14 protein-coding genes are annotated in these 23,673 nt (G+C 42.0%); 1 reads left to right on the top strand and 13 read right to left on the bottom strand.

From position 1 onward, the window contains the following. Positions 1 to 53 precede the first annotated feature (53 nt). The 9 genes from G4417_RS04460 to G4417_RS04420 form a co-directional block, all read right to left on the bottom strand. On the bottom strand, positions 54 to 1,547 hold the full coding sequence (locus G4417_RS04460; RefSeq protein WP_173682766.1) for a leucine-rich repeat domain-containing protein: 1,494 nt from the start codon (positions 1,545 to 1,547) through the stop codon (positions 54 to 56). A 158-nt stretch (positions 1,548 to 1,705) separates the two neighbouring features. Further along, on the bottom strand, positions 1,706 to 2,308 hold the full coding sequence (locus G4417_RS04455; protein ID WP_173682765.1) for a DUF7575 domain-containing protein: 603 nt from the start codon (positions 2,306 to 2,308) through the stop codon (positions 1,706 to 1,708). A 61-nt stretch (positions 2,309 to 2,369) separates the two neighbouring features. Beyond that, a complete protein-coding gene (gene clpX, locus G4417_RS04450) occupies positions 2,370 to 3,785 on the bottom strand; it encodes an ATP-dependent Clp protease ATP-binding subunit ClpX (RefSeq protein WP_173682764.1) in 1,416 nt (471 codons plus the stop codon). A gap of 215 nt (positions 3,786 to 4,000) precedes the next feature. After that, on the bottom strand, positions 4,001 to 5,422 hold the full coding sequence (locus G4417_RS04445) for a S1C family serine protease (RefSeq protein ID WP_173682763.1): 1,422 nt from the start codon (positions 5,420 to 5,422) through the stop codon (positions 4,001 to 4,003). A gap of 175 nt (positions 5,423 to 5,597) precedes the next feature. After that, the gene (locus tag G4417_RS04440) at positions 5,598 to 6,608 is read right to left on the bottom strand and encodes a glycosyltransferase family 2 protein (protein ID WP_173682762.1); all 1,011 of its coding nucleotides are present in this window, start codon (positions 6,606 to 6,608) and stop codon (positions 5,598 to 5,600) included. Between the two features lie 107 nt (positions 6,609 to 6,715). After that, positions 6,716 to 8,128 (bottom strand): LCP family protein, encoded by a 1,413-nt coding sequence (locus G4417_RS04435; protein ID WP_173682761.1) that lies wholly within the window; start codon positions 8,126 to 8,128, stop codon positions 6,716 to 6,718. A gap of 16 nt (positions 8,129 to 8,144) precedes the next feature. Beyond that, entirely contained in the window at positions 8,145 to 9,548 is a 1,404-nt protein-coding gene (locus G4417_RS04430) for an undecaprenyl-phosphate glucose phosphotransferase (protein WP_173682760.1), read from the bottom strand. 83 nt (positions 9,549 to 9,631) lie between these two features. Further along, positions 9,632 to 10,588, bottom strand: coding sequence for a glycosyltransferase family 2 protein (locus G4417_RS04425; RefSeq protein ID WP_173682759.1), 957 nt, complete (start codon positions 10,586 to 10,588; stop codon positions 9,632 to 9,634). After that, the gene (locus tag G4417_RS04420; RefSeq protein ID WP_173682758.1) at positions 10,588 to 12,480 is read right to left on the bottom strand and encodes a glycosyltransferase family 2 protein; all 1,893 of its coding nucleotides are present in this window, start codon (positions 12,478 to 12,480) and stop codon (positions 10,588 to 10,590) included. Before G4417_RS04420 ends, G4417_RS04425 begins: the two co-directional genes overlap by 1 nt. Before the next feature lie 151 nt (positions 12,481 to 12,631). Between G4417_RS04420 and G4417_RS04415 the strand changes: the two genes are divergently transcribed. After that, on the top strand, positions 12,632 to 13,915 hold the full coding sequence (locus G4417_RS04415; protein ID WP_173682757.1) for a D-alanyl-D-alanine carboxypeptidase family protein: 1,284 nt from the start codon (positions 12,632 to 12,634) through the stop codon (positions 13,913 to 13,915). A gap of 94 nt (positions 13,916 to 14,009) precedes the next feature. On the opposite strand, the gene G4417_RS04410 is transcribed toward G4417_RS04415, so the two are convergent. Genes G4417_RS04410 through G4417_RS04395 form a run of 4 tightly spaced genes read right to left on the bottom strand, consistent with a single transcriptional unit; the run spans position 14,010 to position 23,671 of the window. Further along, positions 14,010 to 16,481: a YfhO family protein gene (locus G4417_RS04410; RefSeq protein ID WP_173682756.1), complete on the bottom strand. Its 2,472-nt coding sequence runs from the start codon at positions 16,479 to 16,481 to the stop codon at positions 14,010 to 14,012. Between the two features lie 10 nt (positions 16,482 to 16,491). Continuing rightward, entirely contained in the window at positions 16,492 to 18,936 is a 2,445-nt protein-coding gene (locus G4417_RS04405) for a glycosyltransferase family 2 protein (RefSeq protein WP_173682755.1), read from the bottom strand. Continuing rightward, positions 18,929 to 21,442, bottom strand: coding sequence for a glycosyltransferase family 2 protein (locus G4417_RS04400; RefSeq protein WP_173682754.1), 2,514 nt, complete (start codon positions 21,440 to 21,442; stop codon positions 18,929 to 18,931). Before G4417_RS04400 ends, G4417_RS04405 begins: the two co-directional genes overlap by 8 nt. Positions 21,443 to 21,478: 36 nt before the next feature. Next, the gene (locus G4417_RS04395; RefSeq protein ID WP_173682753.1) at positions 21,479 to 23,671 is read right to left on the bottom strand and encodes a class I SAM-dependent methyltransferase; all 2,193 of its coding nucleotides are present in this window, start codon (positions 23,669 to 23,671) and stop codon (positions 21,479 to 21,481) included. Positions 23,672 to 23,673 lie beyond the last annotated feature (2 nt).

Raw genomic sequence — 23,673 nt, 5'->3', positions numbered from 1 at the left:
ATTCTTCCGGCTTTTTCATATATTGATTTTTACAATTATTTAGTTTTTAATGCCTATTTGACTTTAATTCCCTTTACACTGCTGTAAGAAGTGTATACTTTCTTTCCGTCCACAGTTTTGTAACCGATGACCCTGAAGTAATAAGTCTTTCCGCTTTTCAGTTTCTTAGTTTTGCTCTTGGCTGTTGTTCCCTTTACAAGTGCTGTTTTTACAGAATTCTTTTTCGTTCCGTAATATACATTATATCCTTCTACATCTGTACCGCTCCATGAAACAGACGCAACACCTTTTTTGGTGGATTTCACAGAAACTGTCGGTTTCTTTGGTGCTGCTTTTACGCTGAGTTCTGCTGAATTGGACCAGGTTTTTTCGTTCTTATCCTTATCTTTGACCTTTACGGTAGCTGTCAGTCTGTATGTATAAGTAGTACCTGCTGCAACCGTAGTATCTTCATAGGCATCACCAAACTCAGGATCATCAAGTTCGCCCTCAGCCCATGTTTTAACAGTAGTATATGCACCATTTCCTGTCTTTCTCTCAAGCTTGTAAGTTGCATCCTGAGAGCTTGAACCAATGTTCAGAGTAATTTTATCCCACGCAGAACCTGCTGAAATCTTTGCCTTGACCATCTTAACCTTGGATGCAACGCTGGCATCACAACTGAACTGCTGTGGTTCACTGATCCATTCCGGCGTAAAATCTACGGAAGATGTTTTACTTAATGTATTTCCGTCAATAAACAGAGAGGTTGCCAGACATCCCTCTGTGGCATTAGATAAAGATAATTTGGTAATCTTGTTATTCCTCAGATCGATCATTCCTCTGAAACCTGCACAGTTAAATGATGTAATTGCATTATGGGATGCGTCTATCTGGGACAGGTTTACAAGTATATCGCTGTTTCCGATATTAAGTCCTGCATTTGCCTGGGTAGTAAATTTATTATAACTTGCATCTATATAATCCAGATTCTTCAGATATTTCTTGTTCGGCATTGTTACTTTTGTCAGACTGTTATTAGAATATATAACAATCTCAAGCTTGGTACATTTACTGAGATTTAATGTTCCGCTTAAGCTGTTTTTGCTGAGATTGAGATAAGTCAGCTTCGTATTTTTTGTAACATCCACAGCTTTCAGCTTATTGCCGGAAGCATTCAATTCTGTCAGTGCTGTAAATTTCTCTACGCCTTTCAGATTGGCAATCCCAAGTCCGGATACATCCAGTTTGGTAACTGCTTTGATCTCTGTATCAGAAAGCTTCTTATCTCCATTTGTGTCAAGATTATCCAGCACATACTTGCGGAATTTCGCATCCGGGAAATTAGTACTGCTGACTGCAAGATCTGCTGCTTTGGCTGCGTCTGCCTGAAATTCCGAACCATCATCTACTGCCGGCGCCTCTTCTTCCTTTGCATTGTCCAGAATCTGTTCCTGGGCAGATGTATCATCACTAAAATCAGATGCGCTGACACTGATTCCGGAAGTCATCATTGTTGCACTGATCACACTTGCGATAAATAACTGATATAATTTTCTGTTTTTCATCTTTTACACTCCTCGTTCTTACTTCTTTATTCTTTGATGCGATATCAGATTATCATATTTTATGACAATTTGCAATATATTGATACCATATAGCACTGATTATAATATGACTATCTTACCGTTCTGTAAAAATCATTTTCTTTCTCTTGCATGATATCTTATTCTTCAGGAGTATCCTCCGCCTTCTGATCATTTATTTCTTCTGCAGGCTGTTCTTCCATTGTTTCTTTTTCCAGCGGCTGTTCCTGTGATGCTCCGGACGCATCAGATGTCTCTGCTGTCTGTGCTGTCTCAGTCCCATTACTCCCATTACTCCCTTCGGCAGTTTCCTCCGCAGGCACAGCTTCACCTTCTACATCTTCTGCCGCTTCCGGTGTCGGGCATGGAGTTCCACAGTATGGACAGAAGCTTACATTAATATCTACTTCTCTCTCACAGGACGGGCATATTTTCTCACCTTTCAGGTTAGCGGCATTATCCTTATATTCTCTGATCTTCAGATAGTGCCGGTCAATTTCCTGACATAAAGAACTCAACTCATTATCAATTCCGTCTCCCTGTGAATGTCGGCTGTAGATAACATCTCCGATATCCACTTTGATCTTCTCAATAATGCGCTCTTCCCCTGTGATTTTATTTCTGATCTTCTGTGCCTCAATCGTCTGCTCTGCGCGGGCTCCTAATTCCTTAGTTGTCTTTCCCAGCTCTTTTGTTGTCTTTGAAATTGTCTTAACTAATCCATCAAAAAAATCTGCTGCCATAATAATTGCTCCTTTCCGCCCTTTCTTTTATACAAAGGCAAAAAACATTTTCAGGTATCAATTAATGAGTTCCTTCCAGTAAGACCGGTTCCTGTCCACGGAGAAGAATTCTCGGACCACCATTCCCTTCTATATATTCCCTTGTGATCACAACTTCTCCTATACTGTCATCTTTCGGAATTTCATACATAATATCCAGCATGTACTCTTCGAGAATCGCACGAAGTGCCCTGGCACCTGTATCTCTCTCCAGTGCCTTTGCAGCAATCGCATGAAGTGCACCATCTTCAAATTCCAGTTTCACTTCATCCAGTGCCAGAAGCTTCTGATACTGTTTGAGAATTGCATTCTTCGGCTCCTGCAGAATCTTCACCAGCATATCCTCGTTCAGTCCATCCAGAGTAAATATAATCGGAAGTCGTCCGATAAATTCCGGGATCATTCCGAAACTGCGGATATCCTCCACTGTTACTTTCTGAAGCAAATGAGGATCATTGTCATATTTATCCTTAAGATCTGCATAAAAACCAATGGATGCCTGTTTATTCAGTCTTTCCTTAATAATATTTTCCAGATCAGGGAACGCACCGCCACAAATAAACAGAATATTACGGGTATTAACAGTTACAAGCGGCACCATGGCATTCTTACTGTTGGCACCTACAGGAACTTCCACCTCACTTCCCTCAAGAAGCTTCAACATTCCCTGCTGCACTGCCTCACCACTGACATCTCTCTGATTGGTATTCTTTTTCTTGGCAATTTTGTCAATCTCATCAATAAAAATAATGCCATGTTCAGCACGCTCTACATCATTATCTGCTGCTGCCAGAAGTTTGGAAACCACACTCTCGATATCATCTCCGATATAACCGGCTTCTGTAAGCGAAGTAGCATCTGCGATAGCAAGCGGCACATCCAGGAGTTTTGCCAGAGTTTTAACCAGATAGGTCTTACCGCATCCGGTAGGTCCGATCATCAACATATTGGATTTCTCAATCTCAATCTCATCCATTGTATCTGTTGCCACACGTTTATAATGATTATAAACTGCTACAGACATTACTTTCTTGGCTTTCTCCTGACCGATCACATACTGATCAAGTGTTTCCTTGATCTTATGGGGAGCAGGAATGTTCTTCAGATCCAGGACTGGCTTCTCCTGTTTCTTTTTTTTCTTTTCTTTCTTTGGCTGCTGCACCGGATTCTGGAAACTTCCCAGATCGATCATGCTTACATTCGGCATATTCAGCAGATCAGAATAATTAAATTTACCCTCATTGAACTGCTGGTTCATGGAATTAAAGCTCTTTTGCATACAGTCTGTGCAGACATGTATATTATTGGGAAGCTCGATCATCGGGCCTGCCTTGCTTTCAGGTCTGCGGCAAAGAAAACAGAATTTCTCAGAATGATCTTTCTTTTTCTCTGCATCTTCATTATTATCTATTATTTCATCATTATAGTTCTCGCTCATAATGACTCCTTTCCACATCTTTCCATATCCATTTATTCAAATGAATTATATCATACTATTTCCTTATAACAAAATGAAAGTTTTATAAATTCCGGAAATCCTGCAAATAAGAAAGAATCCTGCCCGAAAGGCTTTATTATGTTACAGGAACATTACGGAGTAATCTTCTGCAATCTAATAAAGACACCGCCTTATATATGGCGATGTCTTATAATTTACTCATTGTCCGGTCTGGTACCGAGAGTCAGTTCTATGGTATTTTCTTCATATTCTCCATTGTTAGCTCTTGCCACAACTGCTTCTATTTTCTCTCCTGATTTATAATACTGCAGCTTATCCAGCAGATCATCGCCATCACTGACCTTCTGTCCGTCAAATTTTACGATGATATCACCTTTACAAATTCCACACTCCTGCGCCGGAGAATCGTTTTCTACTCCCCGTACAAAAGCGCCGGTCGGCATATTGTACATCTGGATTGCCTCTGAAGTCAGATTTGCGAGGACAACTCCCAGATATCCTTTTTCACTGCTGTCAACTTTCTCTCTGGTCTCACGGTTCATTAATTCTTCCAGAATTGGTTTTGCTTTGGAAATCGGAATGGCATATCCCATGCCCTCCACGGCACTGTCAGCATACTTTGCAGAGTTAATACCGATCAGTTCACCTTTCATATTCAGAAGTGCACCACCACTGTTACCCGGATTAATCGCAGCATCCGTCTGGATCAGCCCTGTACTGTTCGTTCCGTCATCAGTAGAAATCGAACGGTTCAATGCACTTATCCAGCCTGATGTCACAGACTGTCCATATCCCAGCGCATTACCGATCGCCACCACCTGCTGCCCTACTGTCAGGTCATCCGAGCTTCCTATCTGTGCAATCTTGATCTGTTCCAAAGTATCTTCAGGAATATCTGATTTCTTTACTGCAACAACTGCCAGATCATTATCAGCATCTGTACCCTTAATCTTGGCACTGACCGCATCCTCAACATTCAGATCTCCATTGTCTCCTGCATTCACAGTCTCAGTCTCTGCATTTGCCACATCATCTCCAATAAAACAGACACTCAGAGTTGTAGCGCCCTCTACCACATGATTATTCGTTGCGATCAGAAGTTCATCATCATTATCTCCCACAATGATGCCCGAACCGGTTGCCGCACTCTTGTACTGATGAGAACTGTACCCAAAAAAACTTGGTATTTCCTGAACACTCACAGTAGTGATCGCAACTACAGAAGGCATAGAAGACTGAGCTACTGCCGCTACTGTTCCGTTCTCAGAAGCTGTCTCAGATACGGTTTTATCAGAAGTACTGTCATCTGATTCAGTCTCCTGCAATCCCACACTGTCTGTAGTTCCAATCTGTACCGAAGATTTGCCTCTATTCAGGAATCTGTCCGCCGTAAAATTCGCCGTCTGAAATACAAATGATGCAACCAGGCCAAAAATCACAGCAAGTGCAGCCGTTGTCCCTGCTTTCTTCTGAAAAGAATTTTTATTTCTTTTGTATTCGGAGGGATTGGATGGCTTCAAAACAGTTCCCTGTTCTTCATGGAACTGATAATGTTCATATCTGGGCTGTTGACCGGAATTATCTGGTTTTTCGCCCAGGTCTTTTTCATTGTTCATGTAATCTGCTCCCTTCTGTTCCTCTATAGCGTTCATCAAAAACACACTTTTTAATGAACAGTAACCTGTAACCATTTTGTGCTTTCACGGCTACAACATCTCTTATCTGAACTCTGGAATCAGTATAGCAATTAATTGTGTTCAAAATGTGACAATTATCGTAAATTGGCGTGTCTTAAGTACTCTGTTTCCGGTCATCGAATGCTTTTTCCTGCAATTCTTTTCTGTTCCAGTAATAAGGACTCATGGTACACGCAAGAATAATTTTTCGCGGAAGTTTTCTGTACCTTTTTCCAAGAAAATATCCCGCATATTTCATTCCGCTCTGCCAGACAAGTTGAGGGATCAGCCAGATGTGTCCTGTTCTGACCAGATAACCCAGACTTCTTTTCACCAGACGGATTCCCTCGCCCTCAGAAGGTACTCCTTCAAAGATTTCCGGATGCTCTGCCTGGGATACTCCCAGATCAAAGTTTCTGTGAAACTGCTGTCTGCCTGAATAATTATGGGAATGATACACTCTCGCATCTGCCGCATAAACTACTGTATAGCCATTCTGAACCATTGTTCCGGCATAGATCATATCTTCATTAAAGATTGCCCGTTCTGTAAAGCCTCCCATTTTCTGATAAACTTCTCTGTCATAAGCTGCACACACATTAGAACAGAAATAAGTTTTGATTCCGCATTTATCAATATCCGTCTGTGACTTTACCGAAGACTGCTCCGGGTAATTAAAAGAACGGGTATAGCGCTCCAGAAAACGGCAGTCTGCTTTCGGAAGCTGTCTTGCATAAGCTGCACCTGCATCTGGATTTTCGCTGACAGCACGGACAAGATTTCCAATTAATTTCCTGTCGGCAGGAAGTGCATCCTGTGTCATAAATATCATAATATCTGTATCTGAAAGTTCTGCTGCTCTTCTCCTGGTTCCACCATGGTCAAAATCTTTCTGTTCCAGATGGTGTACTTCAAGGAGCGGACATTTCTCCCATTCTCTGTTCCAGTACTGTTCGCCTGTATTCATAACCAGAATCCTGTCAGGACGGTATTCCTGCTCTTCCAGCCTGTGGAGCAGCTTTTCAAATTCTCTGTCTGGACGATAAGTAGGAATGATCACATCCACGGTCTTTTTCTGTCTGTCAACTGTAACACTGTCTCTGTTATATTTTTCTGCATGAGCCATCTTTAACTCTCCTTATCTAAAAAGAGGACCATCCTTTCTGACAGATGGTCCTCTTTCTATTATACCTGATTATCTGCAGCGTCTCATAGGATTGCTGCAATTTCATTTTACTGTTCTTCAAAACCTGTACCGTAATCCACACTGGAATCATCGGTAAATCCGTCATTGCCGCCGGCATAGTCTCCTCCGCCGGTGTCGTCAGTATCGTAGTTGCCGCCATTGTCATAACTGCCATCATTATCGTAACCACCGCCATTGTCATAACCGCCACTACTATCGCTGCCACTATTATCGTAGCCACCGCCATTATCATAACCGCCACTACTATCGCTGCCACTATTATCGTAATCATTGTCATAATTATAATCACTGCCGGAAGTGTTATCTCCGGACCACACGAAAGTATCTGCTGTATTTGCAGTATCAGTATCCTGTGTTGTAGTCTTGGCAGCATCATCCAGTTCGCCTTCCCCACCAACAATCTCAAGAATCTTATTGCTTCGTGCCACTACCTCAGAAGACGGAGTATAATCCTGATCATTATACAGGAATTTATGAAGTTCAACCACATTATTCACAAGATCAGTAGGAACGATAATACTTCCTTTGATATTGGAGAATTTAAATTTCTGCGGGAATCCTGTACTGTCCGTAAATTTATATCCGATCAGAGTCGGAATAAGTCCCAGAATATCCTGCTTGGAAAGAGATGTCTGAACCATAGGGAATACATCATCCATAATCTTAAAGATAGAAGAAAGTCCGGCTATCTTCGCCTTGTCAAAAAGCATTCCAAGCACTCGTCTCTGACGTTCTGTACGTCCCATATCAAGACTTGCCGTGTAACGGATACGGCAGTAAGATGTAACCTGTACACCGTTAAGATGATAAGTTCCTACAATTGCCTCCTCATCTTCCGGTTTTGGTTCCGGTTTCTCGATAGGCGTATAATCTTTACCTGTCAGTTCAGACGTTTCCACACAATAGTTATTCATATGTTCAATTTCAGCATATGACAAAGGAATATCAAGACCGCCCAGATCATCCACTACTTCTACAAGTGCTGAAAAATCAGCTGTGGCATAATCGGAAATATCCAGATCCAGATTTGTGTTCAACATGGAAATCGCCTGTTCCGGTCCACCCAGTGCATAGGCTGCGTTTGCCTTCGTATATGTGTCATCACCAACATTAAGAAGTGTATCCCTGTACACAGAATCCATCCGTACTTCTTTTGTATCATTATTTACACTTACAATGATCATAGTATCACTGTTCTGAGCGGAATACTTGGAGTCTGCCCCTCTGGAGTCAATACCGAACAGCACATAGGTCTTATATCCTGTCATTTTCGGTGCTTCCTGATTTACGACTATTTTTTCTTTTTTCAATTCCGGCTGTTCAATCTTATCAAGCCTGGAAGAAATCTGTCCATATACATACAGCCCGCCAATAAACAGCAGAAGTACAATAATTTCAAGCACAAACAGTATTTTTTTCTTTTTTCCTGGTTTAGCCATTCCTTTTCCCCTTATCTTAATATGCATTCTTGTTTATAAATCCCTTGAAAAATGTAAGGAATATAATCTTGATATCCAGCCCGATGCTCCAGTTTTCAATGTAATAAAGGTCATATTCGATTCTTTTTCTTATAGAAGTGTCTCCGCGGTAACCATTTACCTGAGCCCAGCCTGTAAGTCCCGGGCGAACCTGATGCTTCACCATATATCTCGGGATTTCTTCTCTGAATTTCTCCACAAAAAACGGCCTCTCCGGTCGTGGTCCCACAAGACTCATGTTTCCCTTCAGTATGTTGAAAAGCTGTGGCAGTTCATCAATACTGGTGTGACGCATAAACTTTCCGATGGGTGTTACTCTTGGGTCATTCTTTACTGTCCATGCCTTTTTCTCTTCTGATTCCAGCTGTACCTCCATAGAACGGAACTTATACATCCAGAATGTCTGGTTATGAAGCCCAACCCTCTCCTGTTTATAGATCAGTGGTCCCGGTGATGTCAGCTTAATGATCAGACACATCAACAGCATCAACGGTGAAGTTACTATGATTCCAACAATAGATCCCACAATGTCCATCACCCGCTTGACCAGTGCATTGAATGTATTGTTTAACGGCACATAACGGATATTGATAACCGGAAGTCCCAGTATATCTTCTGTATATGGTTTCGTTGGAATGATCTTATTATAATCCGGGATAAACTTTGTGTGTACTCCGGACTTTTCGCACAGTGCCACAATCTCTTCCAGACGGTAGTACTCACTTAATCCCAGCGTGATAGCTATTTCATCCAGCCGGTTCTCCGGAAGTATCACATTCAGGTTGGCAATCCTTCCAAGAACCTTGATTCCTTTATACTCTGTCCCTGCCGGAACATTATCATCCAGTATTCCACGGATCACATATCCCCACTGGGGATTAGCCAGAACCCGGTCAATGTATTCCTCTGCCGCGCGACTGTATCCCACACAGATCAGCTGTTTCTGATTCAGCCCTTTTTCCCTCATATCCCGGAGCAACATGAATATCAGCATCCGCACACACCACTGAAGCACAATATTGATCACATAGAACATGATGTAGGTAGAACGTGAAAAATCACTCTCATCTATCATGTAAAATGTAAACATGAGAATAAGGAGCCCAAGCGAGTTGGCTTTTATAATATTAGCCAGTACAAGCCGACGCCCCTGCATCCGCATGGGAGTATACAATGTAAACGCCTGATACAGCAGCAGATAAACCGGTACAATGAAAACCAGCATCAGCATATACTGCCGGAAGCTTCTGGTTCTGACTGCGGTTGCTGCCATAGGACCAACGAAACGGATCAGCCACGCCAGGAAATAGGACAGTACCAGTACAACTGCATCAATGATCATATGGAGACGACTGAAATTCTTTTCATTGTCCTTTAGCAATCTTTTGTCACCTCATTTTTTTATCGTTTCTATATTATAATAGTTGATTTACAAAAGCAATAAAAATTTATTTTTCTTTTTTATCATCCGCATAAACGCCTGAAGATATTCGCCCACAATTCAATCTGGATCCTGAAATAGTTTGAAAGATTCCGAAGTCTGAAAGGTACTTTCCGATTTTTTCTGCTGATCTGAAACCCATTCTTAATTCCTGCAATATACTCTCTCCCGAATCCTTTTAATGCAAAAAACAGAATTTTGATTCCAAATCCCGCAATAAGAAAGGGAAGATTTATAAGAATCTGAAAAAACGGCATATTTTTATAAATCAGATAAATATTATTTCTGGAGGAATACCGGATCTTAAACTGATTATATCTGGAGCCACTTGTACCGCTTCCCACATGATATACCATGGCATTAGGTACATACCAGTTTTCATATCCATAGATCCTGGCCCTGTATCCCACATCCATATCCTCCAGATACGCAAAATGTTCCTCATCAAAATATCCTATCTTTTCCAGGATTTTCTTTCTGTAAATAGCAGCACCTGCACAGGAAGCAAAAATCTTCTCTTCCTTCTCATAAGTATGGATATCTTTTCCCTTTCCTCTTGCATATGCCCATCCCAGTGCACAATAATAGTTTCCGGCATCGTCAAGTCTGTCCCTGTCATGAAACTGAATCATTCTGGCTGCACATGAAAAAGCCTTCGGATGTCTTTTAATAGCATCTGTCATTTCTTCTATGAAGTTATCCGTTACCTCGATATCATTATTCAAAAGCAATACGTAAGGGGAACGTGATGCCCTGATCCCCTCATTCACAGCTTTACAGAAACCGAAATTCTCCGGCAGTTCAATCAGATGCACCCAGGGATATCTCGCTGCTACAAATGCACAGCTCCCGTCACTGGATCCATTATCCACCAGAATCACTTCAAAATCATCCACTGTCTGGCATTCAAGTCCTGCAAGCACACCGTCCAGATAAGCCATCCCGTTAAAGTTCGGAATAATTACTGATACTTCCTGCATTATTTCCTCCCCGTTTTCTCTTTCTTCTGTCCATCTTCTGCTGTTTCCATTCCCGGAATCGGTTTCAGAGAGTAATTCCACTTGGCGAGAGAAAGGTTTTTATTATAGTATGGATCTCCATTCTTAAGAATATCAATCCAATGACAGCGCATATATTCTATCTCTGTCTGAAAACGGCGTACTTTTTCCACACTGTCCTCAGCACCCCGGGTTTTCGATTCCATATGATAAAGCTTCGCATACGGATCATATACGATCAGATGCTTACTCTTTCTTACTTTCAGGCACAGATCAACATCATTAAATGCCACTGCCAGTTCTTCGGTAAATCCGCCTGCCTCCTCAAAAACTTCCTTCTTCATCATCAGACACGCTGCCGTAACTGCGCTCATATCCTGCAAAAGGGATGCTTTATGGAGATAGCCGGTACGGTCTGCAGGCATATCAACAAACATATGTCCTGCAATCCCGCCCATTCCGATCACACAGCCTGCATGCTGGATCGTATTATCCGGATATATAAGCTTCGCGCCAACTCCGCCAACTTCCGGACGCTGACACACACCAAGCATTTCTTCCATCCAGTCCGGATTAATAGATTTTACATCATTATTCAGAAACAACAGGTATTCTCCCCTTGCATGGGAAGCACCAAAATTATTAATCGCAGAATAATTGAATTCCTTTCCCCACCGCAGAAGGCGGATCCTTGGATCAGATGAGAGTTCTTTGTAATATTTGAAGATTTCTTCAGTAGTGCTGTTATTCTCAATGATAATAATCTCAAAATTCCGGTAGGAAGTATTCTTCTCCAGCATTTCCAGACAGGTCTGAAGAGTTTCCTTCTCATCTTTGTTTGGAATGATCACAGAAACTAACGGCTGTCCCTGCACCGGATATTTCACGCGATAAAATCCCAGATCCTGTGTATGGCTTACTACACCCTTTGTACCGGTTCTCAGAAGATTCGCCTCTATCGCTCTCTTACCGGCTTCAAAAGCATACATCTTACTGGCAGGGTTATCTGCAGTGGATGCCTTGTGTGTTCTCCAGTGATAAAGGATTTCCGGAACATGCACCACTTCTCTGGCATTCTCTGTGCAGCGAAAAATGAAATCATAGTCCTGAGCGCCATCAAATTCCCTTCGGAATCCGCCAGTTTTCTCCACAATACTGCTGCGTACAACAAAGAAATGACAGATATAATTATTGGAACGGAGCAGATCAAGGTTGAAATCCGGTTTCAGATGAGGCTGAAAATGTTCGTCCAGTTCTGTCGTAACTTTATCTTCATCCGTATATAATACATCCGCCAGCGGATGCTCCTGCAATGCTTTTACAACCTCATACAGTGCATTCGGAGCCAGAAGATCATCATGATCAAGGAGACCTGTAAATTCTCCCTTCGCCATAGCAAGAGCCCTGTTAGTATTCTCAGCAATCCCAAGGTTCTCTTTTAAATTATGAAATCTCACACGCGGATCCCGGGCTGAATAGTCTGCCAGCACCCGCTGCATCTCCTCATTGTCAGGGCTTGCATTTGCAATGCATAATTCCCATTCTCCATAAGTCTGGGCAATCAGTGATTCAATCATCTGCCTGAGAAATTCCACAGGTGTCTGATATGCAGGTACTGCAATACTGATCAGTGGTGACCAGGCAAATTTCTGTTTCTTCTGTGCTTCCAGTGTTTCTTTATCCGGAATATATGCCGCATACCATGGACCATACGGTATTTCTTCCGGCTCAAAACGTTCATGAAGCCTGATCCAGAATTCTTTCGGACCATAGTGCTTCAGATAACGAAATCCTTTCTGGATCGTATAGGGAGAAAGTTTCTTCAGCATTCTCGTCCACTGAATCTTTCCTCCTGCTGATTGTTTCTTACTCATATGATAACCTCGGTTTTTATTATGATTTTTTATTTTAACATTGTATGATATTTTTTGCAAGAAAGGCTGAAAATGTGTTATACTGTTTCCACATATAATAATTTAAAGACAGAAAGTTACAGATTTTTATAAACAGGAGTATTATCATACCATGAAGAAAAAAAGAATTGCCGCAGCACTGCTGGCTCTGGGACTTGGTACAGTTACTGTATTTTCACAGATTCCCGCATTCGCTGCTGAAGAAACCTCTGACAACACAGCCGCCGCTGCACAGCAGGTACAGACTGCCGATCCTTCAGTTGTCGCTACCAACGGGATTGAGGGATGGCCACAGGCATCTGACATCTCTTCCACGGCTGCAATCGTAATGGAAACCTCAACCAATACGGTTCTCTATTCCAAGAATGCAGATCAGGCACTTTATCCGGCCAGCGCAGTAAAGGTTATGACCTGTCTGCTGGCACTTGAAAACAGTAATCCGGATGATCAGGTAACCATGACTGCAACCGGTGTATCCGGTGTCACTGACGGAGGGGCCAATATTTCCGCTCAGTTAGATGAAGTATTTACCATGGAACAGTGCCTGTATGCGATCATGGTTGCTTCTGCCAATGATATCGCACTGCAGGTAGCAGAACATATCAGCGGTTCTGTAGATGCCTTCGTGCAGGCAATGAATACCCGCGCGCAGGAGCTTGGCTGCACAGATACTGTCTTTACCAACCCTACCGGACTTCCGGATGAGAATCAGCACACAACTGCACGTGACATGGCACTGATCATGGAAACCGCCATGGAAAATGACACTTTCCGCACAATTGCAGCTACTACTTCCTATACCATCCCGGCAACAAATGTTTCCGGAGGTGACCGTGTGCTTACCAACAATTTTACAATGATCAATAACACAAGCGATGGTTATTATGATGCCTGCATCGGCGGAAAAGAAGGATACACGGAAGCTTCCGGCAGTACTCTGGTCTGTGAAGCATCCAAAAATAATATGAAGCTTGTATGTGTGGTTTTGCACGGTGCCTCCGGTGCCACAGATAATGAGGCCATCACACTTCTCAACTACGGATTTGATAATTTTTCTCCTCTGACGATTGCAGACAATGATTTTAACCGTCTTTCAGGTGGAACTGTGATCGTGCCAAACGGTACCGGTGAGGACGGTCTTACAACAGAGGACACATCTTCTGACGGTCAGATTATGCGTCAGTATTACTTCAGCAAAACCCCTGTGGGAACTGCAGTCCTTGAAGATACACAGCAGGAAACCGACGATGCTGCCATTACCGGTCAGAAAAATATGGAAGCAGCCAAAGCCTTTTCGGCTTCTCATACAGATGTTCCCTATTATATCATCGGTGCGATCGGAGCAGCGTTCCTGCTTTTCTTCCTGTTCCTGATGATCAGAGTGATCAAATCCTGATGTAGCGGATTTGCCAGACATCTCACAAATATTATAATTACAAAATGGCTGTCGCATTTTATATGGATTTTTCCCTGTGCGACAGCCACTTTATTTATAAATTTCTTTTCTTTTTTCTGCTCTGATAAAAGCATATGGAAATATAGATAAACCAGCAGACCACACCTGCAGCCATTCCTGCCTTCAGTCCCGGAACCTGATAAGTCAGTTCCAGCTGGTGTTCACCTTTATCAACCTGAAATGCAAGAAATCCCAGATCTCCTTTCTGGGTCTGCACTTTCTCTCCGTCAACAGTCACCGTCCAGCCTTTTTCCCACGGAATCATGCACATTACATAACCATCTGCCTGCGCCGATACACTTCCGGTCAAATATGAATCTTTCTCTGCCGCATCTAATGTGACTGCAGATTTTTTCTGTTCTTCCAAAACCTCTGTCAGTTCAGAAAAATCCGAAATATCTACCCCATCCTCTGTTACCAGATAATTTTCCAGAATACGCTCTCTGTTCTTCTTTCTTTTTTTTCCGGTACATAATTTTCTAAGACTTTCTTCAGAAACAGTATTCTCATAAAACCTTGCAACATCTGCCTCTTTTACATTTTTATATAAAAAAAGCTGACCAAACTGTCGAAGATATTTATATTTCGTATCATCAAGGTCCGGTTTCTCCGAAATAAGATACCTCACACCCATAAAAGAAGCAAAAAATGTATCCTGTGCAATGGGCCAGAACGTATATCGGTTCCTGTCCATGTACAGGAACTCCGGATAACAGGTATTCACAAATTCTTTTACACTTCCATTCATAACTGAATTATATGTACTGACTCCTCTGTAACCCTGGATCTGTGAATCCATGGAAACAGTTCCTGACGAGAAATCTTTCTCCACTCTGTAAAATTCATGATCTGTTTCCTTTAAATAATTCAATGCATCCTGAATATCCTGATTATACAGACTTCTGTAATAGGTCTGGGGTCTGTTCAGTACTGCCCTTGCCTGGGTTTCCGAATCCTCCGATGCTTCAAGACGTGCAGTTTCTTCTGCCAGTGCCGCAACCTGTTCCTGTGGGGTATCTGTTTTTCTCAGACAGATACGATCCGTATACGTTATCCCACCTTCTGATATTACGTTAACAAATACCATTACTGTCAGCAATCCTGTAACCAGTTTTCTTCCCTTTTTCCCGGAACTGACGCTCAGATACAGCACACATACGATCATAACAGTACCTGTTGCTGCAAGAATCATGGCATTTTCTCTGTATTCCCCAAAAACACTGTCCGAATACCCGCAAAAATATGCCCTCAACATCAGTGCTTCTGTGATCATCAAGGCCAAAATACTGATTCTGCCTCCCTGCCTGAGATAATCCCACATCCAGGCAAATGCTATCAGAAAAAATGCTATGAATATATATGTATAACGATTCGTAGGCGTTTCTGTGAATGCATTAAACACACGTCCGCCAAGAGGCAATAATAATGTAAACAGCATTAATACCGCTGCGCAGTAAACACATCCTCTGACTTTTCTATCCTTTTCTTTTTTTCGGAATACAATAAGAAACTGAACCAGAAATATCACGGAAAGTGTCGAACAGAATAATATGGGATCTTCGTAGTAATTCTTATATCCCTCATACTTTGCCTTTCCCAGTTCCTGCAGGTTTTGCAGATTGGTAGAAAACGGGCGGATCAAAAGCGAATTATAATAATTGACATTCTTATATGGCAGGAGATAATTTTTCAATATTTCCAGTATACTGCCTGATGCAGAAGAAACCCTGGAAGAATTCATAATGCCCTCTGCCATAGGCAGAAATATTCCCAGACTCATACCAATTCCCAGAACGATTTGTACGCATCCGATAAAAAACTTCCGGCATGCTGCACCCGGCTTTTCTTCTGTCATAATGGATCTGAACAGCAGATAAAATCCAATTCCGATCAGGCTCATATAAGACAGATATACGCTGTAGATTCCACTCAGAAATACAGCCACACAGAAAAAAGTTTTCCCCTTTTTTCCGCGTATATATTTCTCCGCAAACAGAAGCATAAGCGGAAAATACACAGTGACCATTCCAAATTGATAATGCTGTCCCCATACCAGCAGATAACCATTCATTCCATAAGCAAAGGCCGCTATAAATTTCGCCTGTTTACTGTAAGAAAATTCCGAGAGAAACATATAAAACACAATTCCGGCTGCCAGAATCTTCATAATCTGTAAAATCACCAGATAATACAGCATGTGTGCAGGTCCAAGTATAACCCCGATCATCAGAAGGAGGATCAGGGACGGATCCATCTGAAACCATGAAAAAAGATTAATTCCGATTCCATTGGTAAAATCCCACAGTGCAAAGTTCCCCGCCCGCAAATGGTTCACAACACTTGCATAATACGCAGTATACTGCTGCCATGTATCGCCGCCCACATCATTATATACCATAACAAGATCACCAGACAGATACTCCCGGAACAGAAACAGGCAGCTTACAGACAAAGCTGCCATAAGCAGCAGCTTTGTTTTAGATTCCTCTGACATATTTTTTCTCATAAATCTGCCCCTATATCCGTTTCAGAGAAAAATCCTGACTCTTTAATGTAAGATTCGGATTATAATACGGATCACCATTTCTCAGAATATCCGGCCATCTTTTTTCAAAAACAGAAATCTCTCTGTTGAAACGTGCCACCTTTTCCGGAGTATCCTCCAGTCCTCTTGATTTGGATTCATAATGATAAAGTTCAGCGTAAGGATTATATACGATCAGGTATCCGGCCTGCCGCAGTTTCATACAAAAATCAATGTCATTAAAGGCAACCTGAAGTTCTTCGGAAAGACCTCCCACCTTTTCAAATGCAGACCTTTTTACCATCATGCAGGCAGCCGTAACAGCACTGTAGTCCTGTGCACAGATAATTCTGTGACAGTATCCTGTTGTTCCTCTTGGCTGAAGTACAAAGCAGTGTCCTGCAATTCCTCCAAATCCGATGACAACTCCGGCATGCTGGATCGTATCATCTTCATAGTATAATCTGGCACCTACTGCGCCTACATCACTGCGCATACAGTAGCCTAATAATTCTTCCAGGCAGTTCGGATTAATGATCTCTGTATCATTGTTCAGAAGAAGAAAATATTCTCCCTTTGCAAAGGAGGCACCATAATTATTGATAGCAGAATAATTGAATACCCCGTCCCAGTAAACTACATGGACTTTTTTATTCTCCGCTTCCAGTTTCTTATAATATTCAAACGTCTCAGGATCTGTGCTGTTATTCTCCACGATCACATATTCGTAATTTCTGTATGTGGATTTCTGCTCTATGGAATCCATACAGCGTTTCAGATCATCAATGTGATCTTTATTCGGAATAATAATGGAAATCAATGGATCATGATCACGGATGAACTCTGTTCTGTAAAGTCCCGGAAATTCTCCGTCAGATACTTTTGCATGAACTCCCACCCTGTTATAATGCTCCTGAACTGCCCTTCTTCCTGCATCAAAAGCATAGGTTTTGCTTTCCGGATTCTCAGCAGTAGAATTCTCATGACACCGCCAGTGATACAGGATCTTCGGTACGTGGTAAATTTCCTCATCCTTTACAGCTTCCACACATCGGAAAATGAAATCATAGTCCTGCGCCCCGTCAAATTCTTTGCGCAGCATTCCCACCTTTTCGATCACGCTGCGTGATACCACAAATAAATGGCAGATATAATTCACTGTGCACAACAGATCCGGATTATAGTCTGGTTTGAAATGTGGCTGAAAAAATTTATGTCCGTCCATGGACATTTTATCTTCATCAGAATATACCACCAATGTTCCCGGATGATCATTCAACGCCTTTACACATTCAAATAATGCATGAGGGGTCAGTTCATCATCATGATCCGCAAAAGCAATAAAATCTCCGGATGCAGCTTCTATGGCACTGTTCGTATTCTCCGAAATCTGAAGTGTCCTGTCATGTGTGATCACTTTAATCCTTGCATCCTTCGCACAAAGTTCTTTCAGAATTCCGGTAAGAGGTGAATCTGTGCCACTTCCATCGGAAAGACACAGCTCCCAGTTTGGATAGGTCTGCTGCTGCACAGACTCTGTCAGTCTTCTCAGATACTTTTCCGGAGTTTTGTAAAGCGGAACAACGATAGAAATCTTCGGACTGTATGACAGTTTTGTTCTTCTCTGTTTCTCAAGCTCTGCTTTTCCCGGAAGATGACGGACAATCCATTTCTGATATGGAATTTCTCTTGTAGAAGCTGTCTTTATTTTGGAGACAATCTTCCCTGCAAGTGCAGTGCCTCCCTGGGTTTTCCAGTAATGAAGTCCTTTTTTTGCATATCTGTCCACTTTCTTTGCCAGAACTTCCATTCTTCTTAAGGGAACAACCTTCACTGTTTTTCTGTTTCCTGCCTTAAAAACCACATACAGACATTTACCGTGAACATTGGTTACTTCTGTGAAAAATCCTGTTTTCTCCGGATTTTCCAGTTCTTCATAAAGCTGATTCACATCCACACGGTCTGTTCTCTGAATATCTGCATCCAGAGGTTTCTTATTCTCATCAAAAATCTGGATCGCAACCGGCTTACTGTCAATCACCCATCCTCTTAAACGCACCATTCCCTGCTGTACTTTTTCTTCTTCAAAGTAAACCTGCGGCCTGTCTCTTTTCTTTCTCAGTTCGCCGGCTGATATGGAAAACCATACTTTTTTCCTGTCCGGCATATCTGCGTAGATCACCAGCTTCTTGGATTCTTCCAGACTGTCCGGTATCTCCAGCGTAGCTGTGATCTGCTCTCCACGCATAAGATCCGGATCCTTAAAACGCTCCAGGGCACTGACCATCTCTACTTTCTTCACCGTCGTCTTCAGCTTATGACCGTCCAGATATGCTTCCATCTTCGCATCTTTTGGCCAGCTTCCCTGCACGATATACTGATTTCTGTCCAGCAGATGAAATCTTTCTCTTGTTACTTCAAATATTTCTTCAGGCATGTGATTCCCCATTTCTTTCTTCTTTTCTCAGGGAACAATTCCCCTCTTTTAATGACAGGTTAGGACTGTAATAAGGATCTCCCTTCAGCAGTTCTCTTTCCCATTTCCGTCGGAAACATTTCATTTCCTTCGAGAAACGCAGTTGCTTCTCAGGTGTATCTTCAAGACCTCTGGACTTGGATTCATAATGATATAACTCCGCATAAGGAGTGAATACAATCTTCTGTCCCATATGTCTTACCTGCATACACAGATCAATATCATTAAATGCCACTCTCAGTTCTTCATCAAACCCGCCTGCTGCCTTAAACACAGAAGTTTTCACCAGCATACATGCAGCAGTAACGGCACTGATCTCCTGAACACAGACCATGCGGCCCATATATCCGATGTCTTCCCTTCCGGCCTTACACATAATATGTCCTGCAATACCTCCAAGCCCAAGAACCACACCGGCATGCTGAATGGTATCATCCGGATAATAAAGCTTTGCACCCGTAATTCCCACGCCATCCTGCTGGCAGATCTGAAGCATCTCTTCCATCCAGGAAGGAGTGATGATCTCCACATCATTATTCAGGAACAAAAGATACTCCCCTCTTGCTTCTCTTACTGCAAAATTATTGATGGATGAATAATTGAATTCTTTCTTCCATACAAGAATCCTCACATTCTCATACCTTTGTTTCAGTTGCTCATAATAGGCAAAAGTTTTCTTATCTTCACTGTTATTCTCTACGATCAGAATCTCATAATTTTTCCAGGTGGATTTCTCTTCTACAGAGGCAATACAGAGTTCCAGATCATCAATATGATCCTTATTCGGGATAATAATGGAAATCAGCGGTTTTCCTTCTATTTCCACATGACTTCTGTACCATCCCGGGCGTTCTGTCAGCTCTACATCTGCCCGGATTCCCGCACGTTCATAGTGTGCTTCTATCGCTCGTTTTCCTGCTTCAAAAGCATATCGTTTACTTTCCGGATTGGCCGCTGTAGAATTCATATGACTTCTCCAGTGATAAAGGACTCTTGGAATATGAACAATCCTTTCCGCCTTCTCGCAGCAGCGAAAGATCAGGTCAAAATCCTGTGCTCCATCATATTCCCGGCGAAATGTTCCTGCCTGATCCAAAATCGTTCTTTTTACCACAAAAATATGACAGATATAATTATTCTCTCTGAGTCTGAACAGGTTAAAATCCGGTTTAAAGTTTGGCTCAAAGTAATGCTTTCCATCCATGCTGATCTTATCTTCATCCGTATAGATCGCATCTGCTTTTTTCTCAGTGATCGCCTTTACAATATGAAAAAGTGCATCCGGTGCAAGAACATCATCATGATCGCAGAGCATGATATACTCTCCCATTGCAAGCTTAACGGCTGCATTTGTATTTTCGGAAATACCTTTGTTTTCTTTCAGCTTCTTATAAGAAATGCGGATTTCCTGTTTGTATTTTTTTCTCAAGAATTCGCTGACTTCATCTCCCTCGCTGCCGTCTGCCAGACATAACTGCCAGTTGCCATAGGTCTGTGCGAGCACTGAATCCACCATTTCCTTCAGATATTCTAAGGGAGTGTTATACAGTGGGATTACAATACTGATCAGAGGTGTAGTTGAAAAAACTGCTGCCCTCTGCCTTTTCAGTTCTTTTCTTCCTGCTACATGGTTTCTCAGCCACGCTTCATAATCCTGAGACGAATTATCCTGCTGATAAGTTCCCACATAACGAACAAAATCTCCCAGACCTTTTTCTCTGATATATGCAAAGTTCTTTTCTCTGTTCTCCCAGGATAAAAGCTTCATTCTCTGGTGAAATACTGATTTTTCTGCCTTCAGTTTCTTTATGTCCACCACATGACATTTTTCTGTCTCCGCACCTTTAAAATAAACAAAAAATTCATTTCTGCGCTCATCAGAAAGATCTATTGAAAGCGAAAAACCTATCTCATTATTTTCTTCACGTCTGATTTTTCTCTCTTCCAGCACATCAGGACGGCGCATACGTCTGATCTTACAATTGATCACTGTATGAGACTTATCTTCTACAATAATCTCATCTGACCCCAGCTGATCCAATACCCATCCCTCGATCAGCAGTGTGGTCTTTCCCAGTATTTCTTCTCTGTCAATATGATATTCCAGCAGACTGTCTGTGCAGAATTTCTCCAGTTCTTCTGTATTTGTTTCCCACAATACTGCACTTTCCTGTTCTGCTGTCACTGTCAGTTCCAGCCTTTTATATCTGCCGGTCAGTTCCCGGATTTCCGGGATTTTTACTGCAAACCCGATATTTGAAGCTTCCCTGAGTTCATCCAGACTGTGAGATACATCTGCTCTGTCAAAACGTTCCGGCGCAGATATTGTAATCTCCTCCCCGTCTCCTTTCAGAGAAAATTCACACTCTGCACCCTCAGTCTGCGCAGCCCAACCTTTCAGGATCAGAGTATGTGCAGTCTGATCATTATATATCTTTTCATCCACACTCCAAAGTATTTTTGCCATAATTATATCCTTTTACGTTACTGCTTTGCCTGTATGTTATACCTTCTTTACATTTCTGTACATCTTCCACAGTTTACTGTTCTCCACTGTCCGGAGTACATTCTCCTGTTTCTGAAGTTCTGCCTCACGTATTCTGAAATTCTGCTCCCGTTTCTGATATATATTCCAAAATTTCTCAGAGGTCTCTTTCTCATCCTCGAATTCCAGTTCTATTTCAATAGTTCCGACATTCTCAGGAATCCTCTGAATCTGAATCTGCGGATCAGCGGCGCCAAAGTAATACAGATTTTCACCTAACGAAACTCCATTTGTACAAAACTGTGCAGAAGTTCCATCTTCCCAATGTATTCTGCAGACACGTATCCCTGTTCTTAATTCTCCAGGATCAAGGCGCAGACTCTGTATCCGCCCGGGAAGTTCCATTTTCACTATACATCTGCGGTCTTTAATCGGGAATTTCACTGAGTTTTCCTCGCTGAATCCACTGCCTGTATCCAGAAAAATCTGCAGTTTCTGTGCAGCTTCTTTTTTCTTCTCCTCATAGAATATTACAGCATCGGCTTTACCGGGTGAAATTCTTCTGTAAAGACTGAGCATGGATGCATGGCTGCCCAGCATATATTGCTGAAAGTTTCTCTCCATCTCAGCAAATACCTTACAATCTTCCTCTGTAAGCCCTGCTTTCTCATAAAAATTTCTCTGTCTGAGTACTTCCCGTTTCCCATCACTCTCCAGATAATAATGAATCATCCGATATACAATAAACTGTGACGGTACAGGAAAAGAAAATGTCCACTCATAATCAATCACAGATGCCCTTCCCTGTTCCAGGATAATATTCGCCGGTACAAGATCAATATTTGATATAGCAGCACATTTCAGTCCGGGCTTAAGTCTTACATTCCCGAATACTCTTACAAAATCTTCTGTTTTGTAAAATTCCTCTCTTTCATGGATTTTCTTTACCATGTCTGTATAAGTAAACAGAAGTTCCTCTGCCTGATCTGTTTTTCCTTCTTTAAGTAACGTGTCAAGCTTTTCTTCCAGTGTGATCCCGTTAAGAAATTCAAACTCAGCATAATTCTTTCCGCCTTTACACTTATTTACGGAAATACCGGACTCTTTATATAATTCACTGAGATTCAGGGAGATCTTTTCCAGCCTGCTGATATGTTCAGATGCTTCCTCTGTTTCCGGATATTTTCTCACTGTTTTTTCTCCGGACTCTGTACCGGATATCTCTGTCCGGATATCAAAATGCCTGTCTCTTTCATTGGAAAATTTGGCATATAATGTCTTTATTTCAGGCTGCTCCCTGCCGATCAGAAGCAGGAAAGAGTTGGCAAACTGCGGATACAGATCATTGTCCAGAAGTGTATCATATACAGAAGATTCCTGAAAAAGCTGCAGACGGAATCTGTCAAAATTGTATTCTGTACGGTTCAGCTCACCTTTTGCCGGAAGATATCCGTCAGAATAGACTGTCATCGGAAATTTGTAATCCGGAAACGGATAATACCAGGATGCTTTTAAATCTCCTGCACTCTTCAGGATTTTTCCAAATTCCTTCTTTGTGAAAGTCTTTACCCCGCTGGTACGCGGGTATCCTTCTATTCCCTCAAAAAGAGTTCCGAAATGATCCTCTGTACAGCCGGCCCAGTATTTCAGTCCCAGCCGGTTTTCAATGGCAAGAATAATCTTCCCATCCGGTTTCAGATGTCTGGAAATAATCTTCAGAAAATCCACATAAGGATCTTCACTCTGAATATATGCCTCCCCGTACTCAAACACACCAATCAGAGTAATATAATCGTATTTTTCTGTCAGATTCTGTTCAATCTCCTGGAAATTTCCCACAAGGATTTTCAGATTATCCTGATCTTTGTGTCTGTACGCATTGATCCTGCTTCGTTTCATAGACAGATCAATACTGGTGACTTCTTTTGCTTTTCTGCAGAGTACTCCGGTAACAGCACCGCATCCTGCACCTACCTCCAGAACCTTTTCTTCGCCTGTAAAAGGAAGCCAGCCTAAAATATTCTCTCTGATATGTGAAAAGTGATACAGGATTGGCCAGCTCTCCTTCTCTCTGATCACATTGTTAAACTCCTGCGGTGTATAATCTCTGGCAATGGCAAGCATCTCATCTTCGATCGCACCGTCACTGTATAGATCCTTTCCCGGATAATACGTGGTATCCAGATATACTTTTCCAATCATCTCTCCCATGG

Origin of the sequence: Blautia wexlerae (assembly GCF_013300825.1) — a bacterium.
In the GTDB taxonomy this organism is placed as follows: Bacteria; Bacillota; Clostridia; order Lachnospirales; family Lachnospiraceae; genus Blautia_A; species Blautia_A wexlerae_B.
Note: the sequence above shows the minus strand (reverse complement) of the source record. Positions and strands in the feature narration are given on the sequence as shown.

What these genes read in the sequence shown, in the direction of transcription:
- G4417_RS04460 (WP_173682766.1), bottom strand. Translation starts at nt 1,547, where the DNA reads ATGAAAAACAGAAAATTATATCAGTTATTTATCGCAAGTGTGATCAGT.
- G4417_RS04455 (WP_173682765.1), bottom strand. Translation starts at nt 2,308, where the DNA reads ATGGCAGCAGATTTTTTTGATGGATTAGTTAAGACAATTTCAAAGACA.
- clpX (WP_173682764.1), bottom strand. Translation starts at nt 3,785, where the DNA reads ATGAGCGAGAACTATAATGATGAAATAATAGATAATAATGAAGATGCA.
- G4417_RS04445 (WP_173682763.1), bottom strand. Translation starts at nt 5,422, where the DNA reads ATGAACAATGAAAAAGACCTGGGCGAAAAACCAGATAATTCCGGTCAA.
- G4417_RS04440 (WP_173682762.1), bottom strand. Translation starts at nt 6,608, where the DNA reads ATGGCTCATGCAGAAAAATATAACAGAGACAGTGTTACAGTTGACAGA.
- G4417_RS04435 (WP_173682761.1), bottom strand. Translation starts at nt 8,128, where the DNA reads ATGGCTAAACCAGGAAAAAAGAAAAAAATACTGTTTGTGCTTGAAATT.
- G4417_RS04425 (WP_173682759.1), bottom strand. Translation starts at nt 10,588, where the DNA reads ATGCAGGAAGTATCAGTAATTATTCCGAACTTTAACGGGATGGCTTAT.
- G4417_RS04420 (WP_173682758.1), bottom strand. Translation starts at nt 12,480, where the DNA reads ATGAGTAAGAAACAATCAGCAGGAGGAAAGATTCAGTGGACGAGAATG.
- G4417_RS04415 (WP_173682757.1), top strand. Translation starts at nt 12,632, where the DNA reads ATGAAGAAAAAAAGAATTGCCGCAGCACTGCTGGCTCTGGGACTTGGT.
- G4417_RS04410 (WP_173682756.1), bottom strand. Translation starts at nt 16,481, where the DNA reads ATGAGAAAAAATATGTCAGAGGAATCTAAAACAAAGCTGCTGCTTATG.
- G4417_RS04405 (WP_173682755.1), bottom strand. Translation starts at nt 18,936, where the DNA reads ATGCCTGAAGAAATATTTGAAGTAACAAGAGAAAGATTTCATCTGCTG.
- G4417_RS04400 (WP_173682754.1), bottom strand. Translation starts at nt 21,442, where the DNA reads ATGGCAAAAATACTTTGGAGTGTGGATGAAAAGATATATAATGATCAG.
- G4417_RS04395 (WP_173682753.1), bottom strand. Translation starts at nt 23,671, where the DNA reads ATGGGAGAGATGATTGGAAAAGTATATCTGGATACCACGTATTATCCG.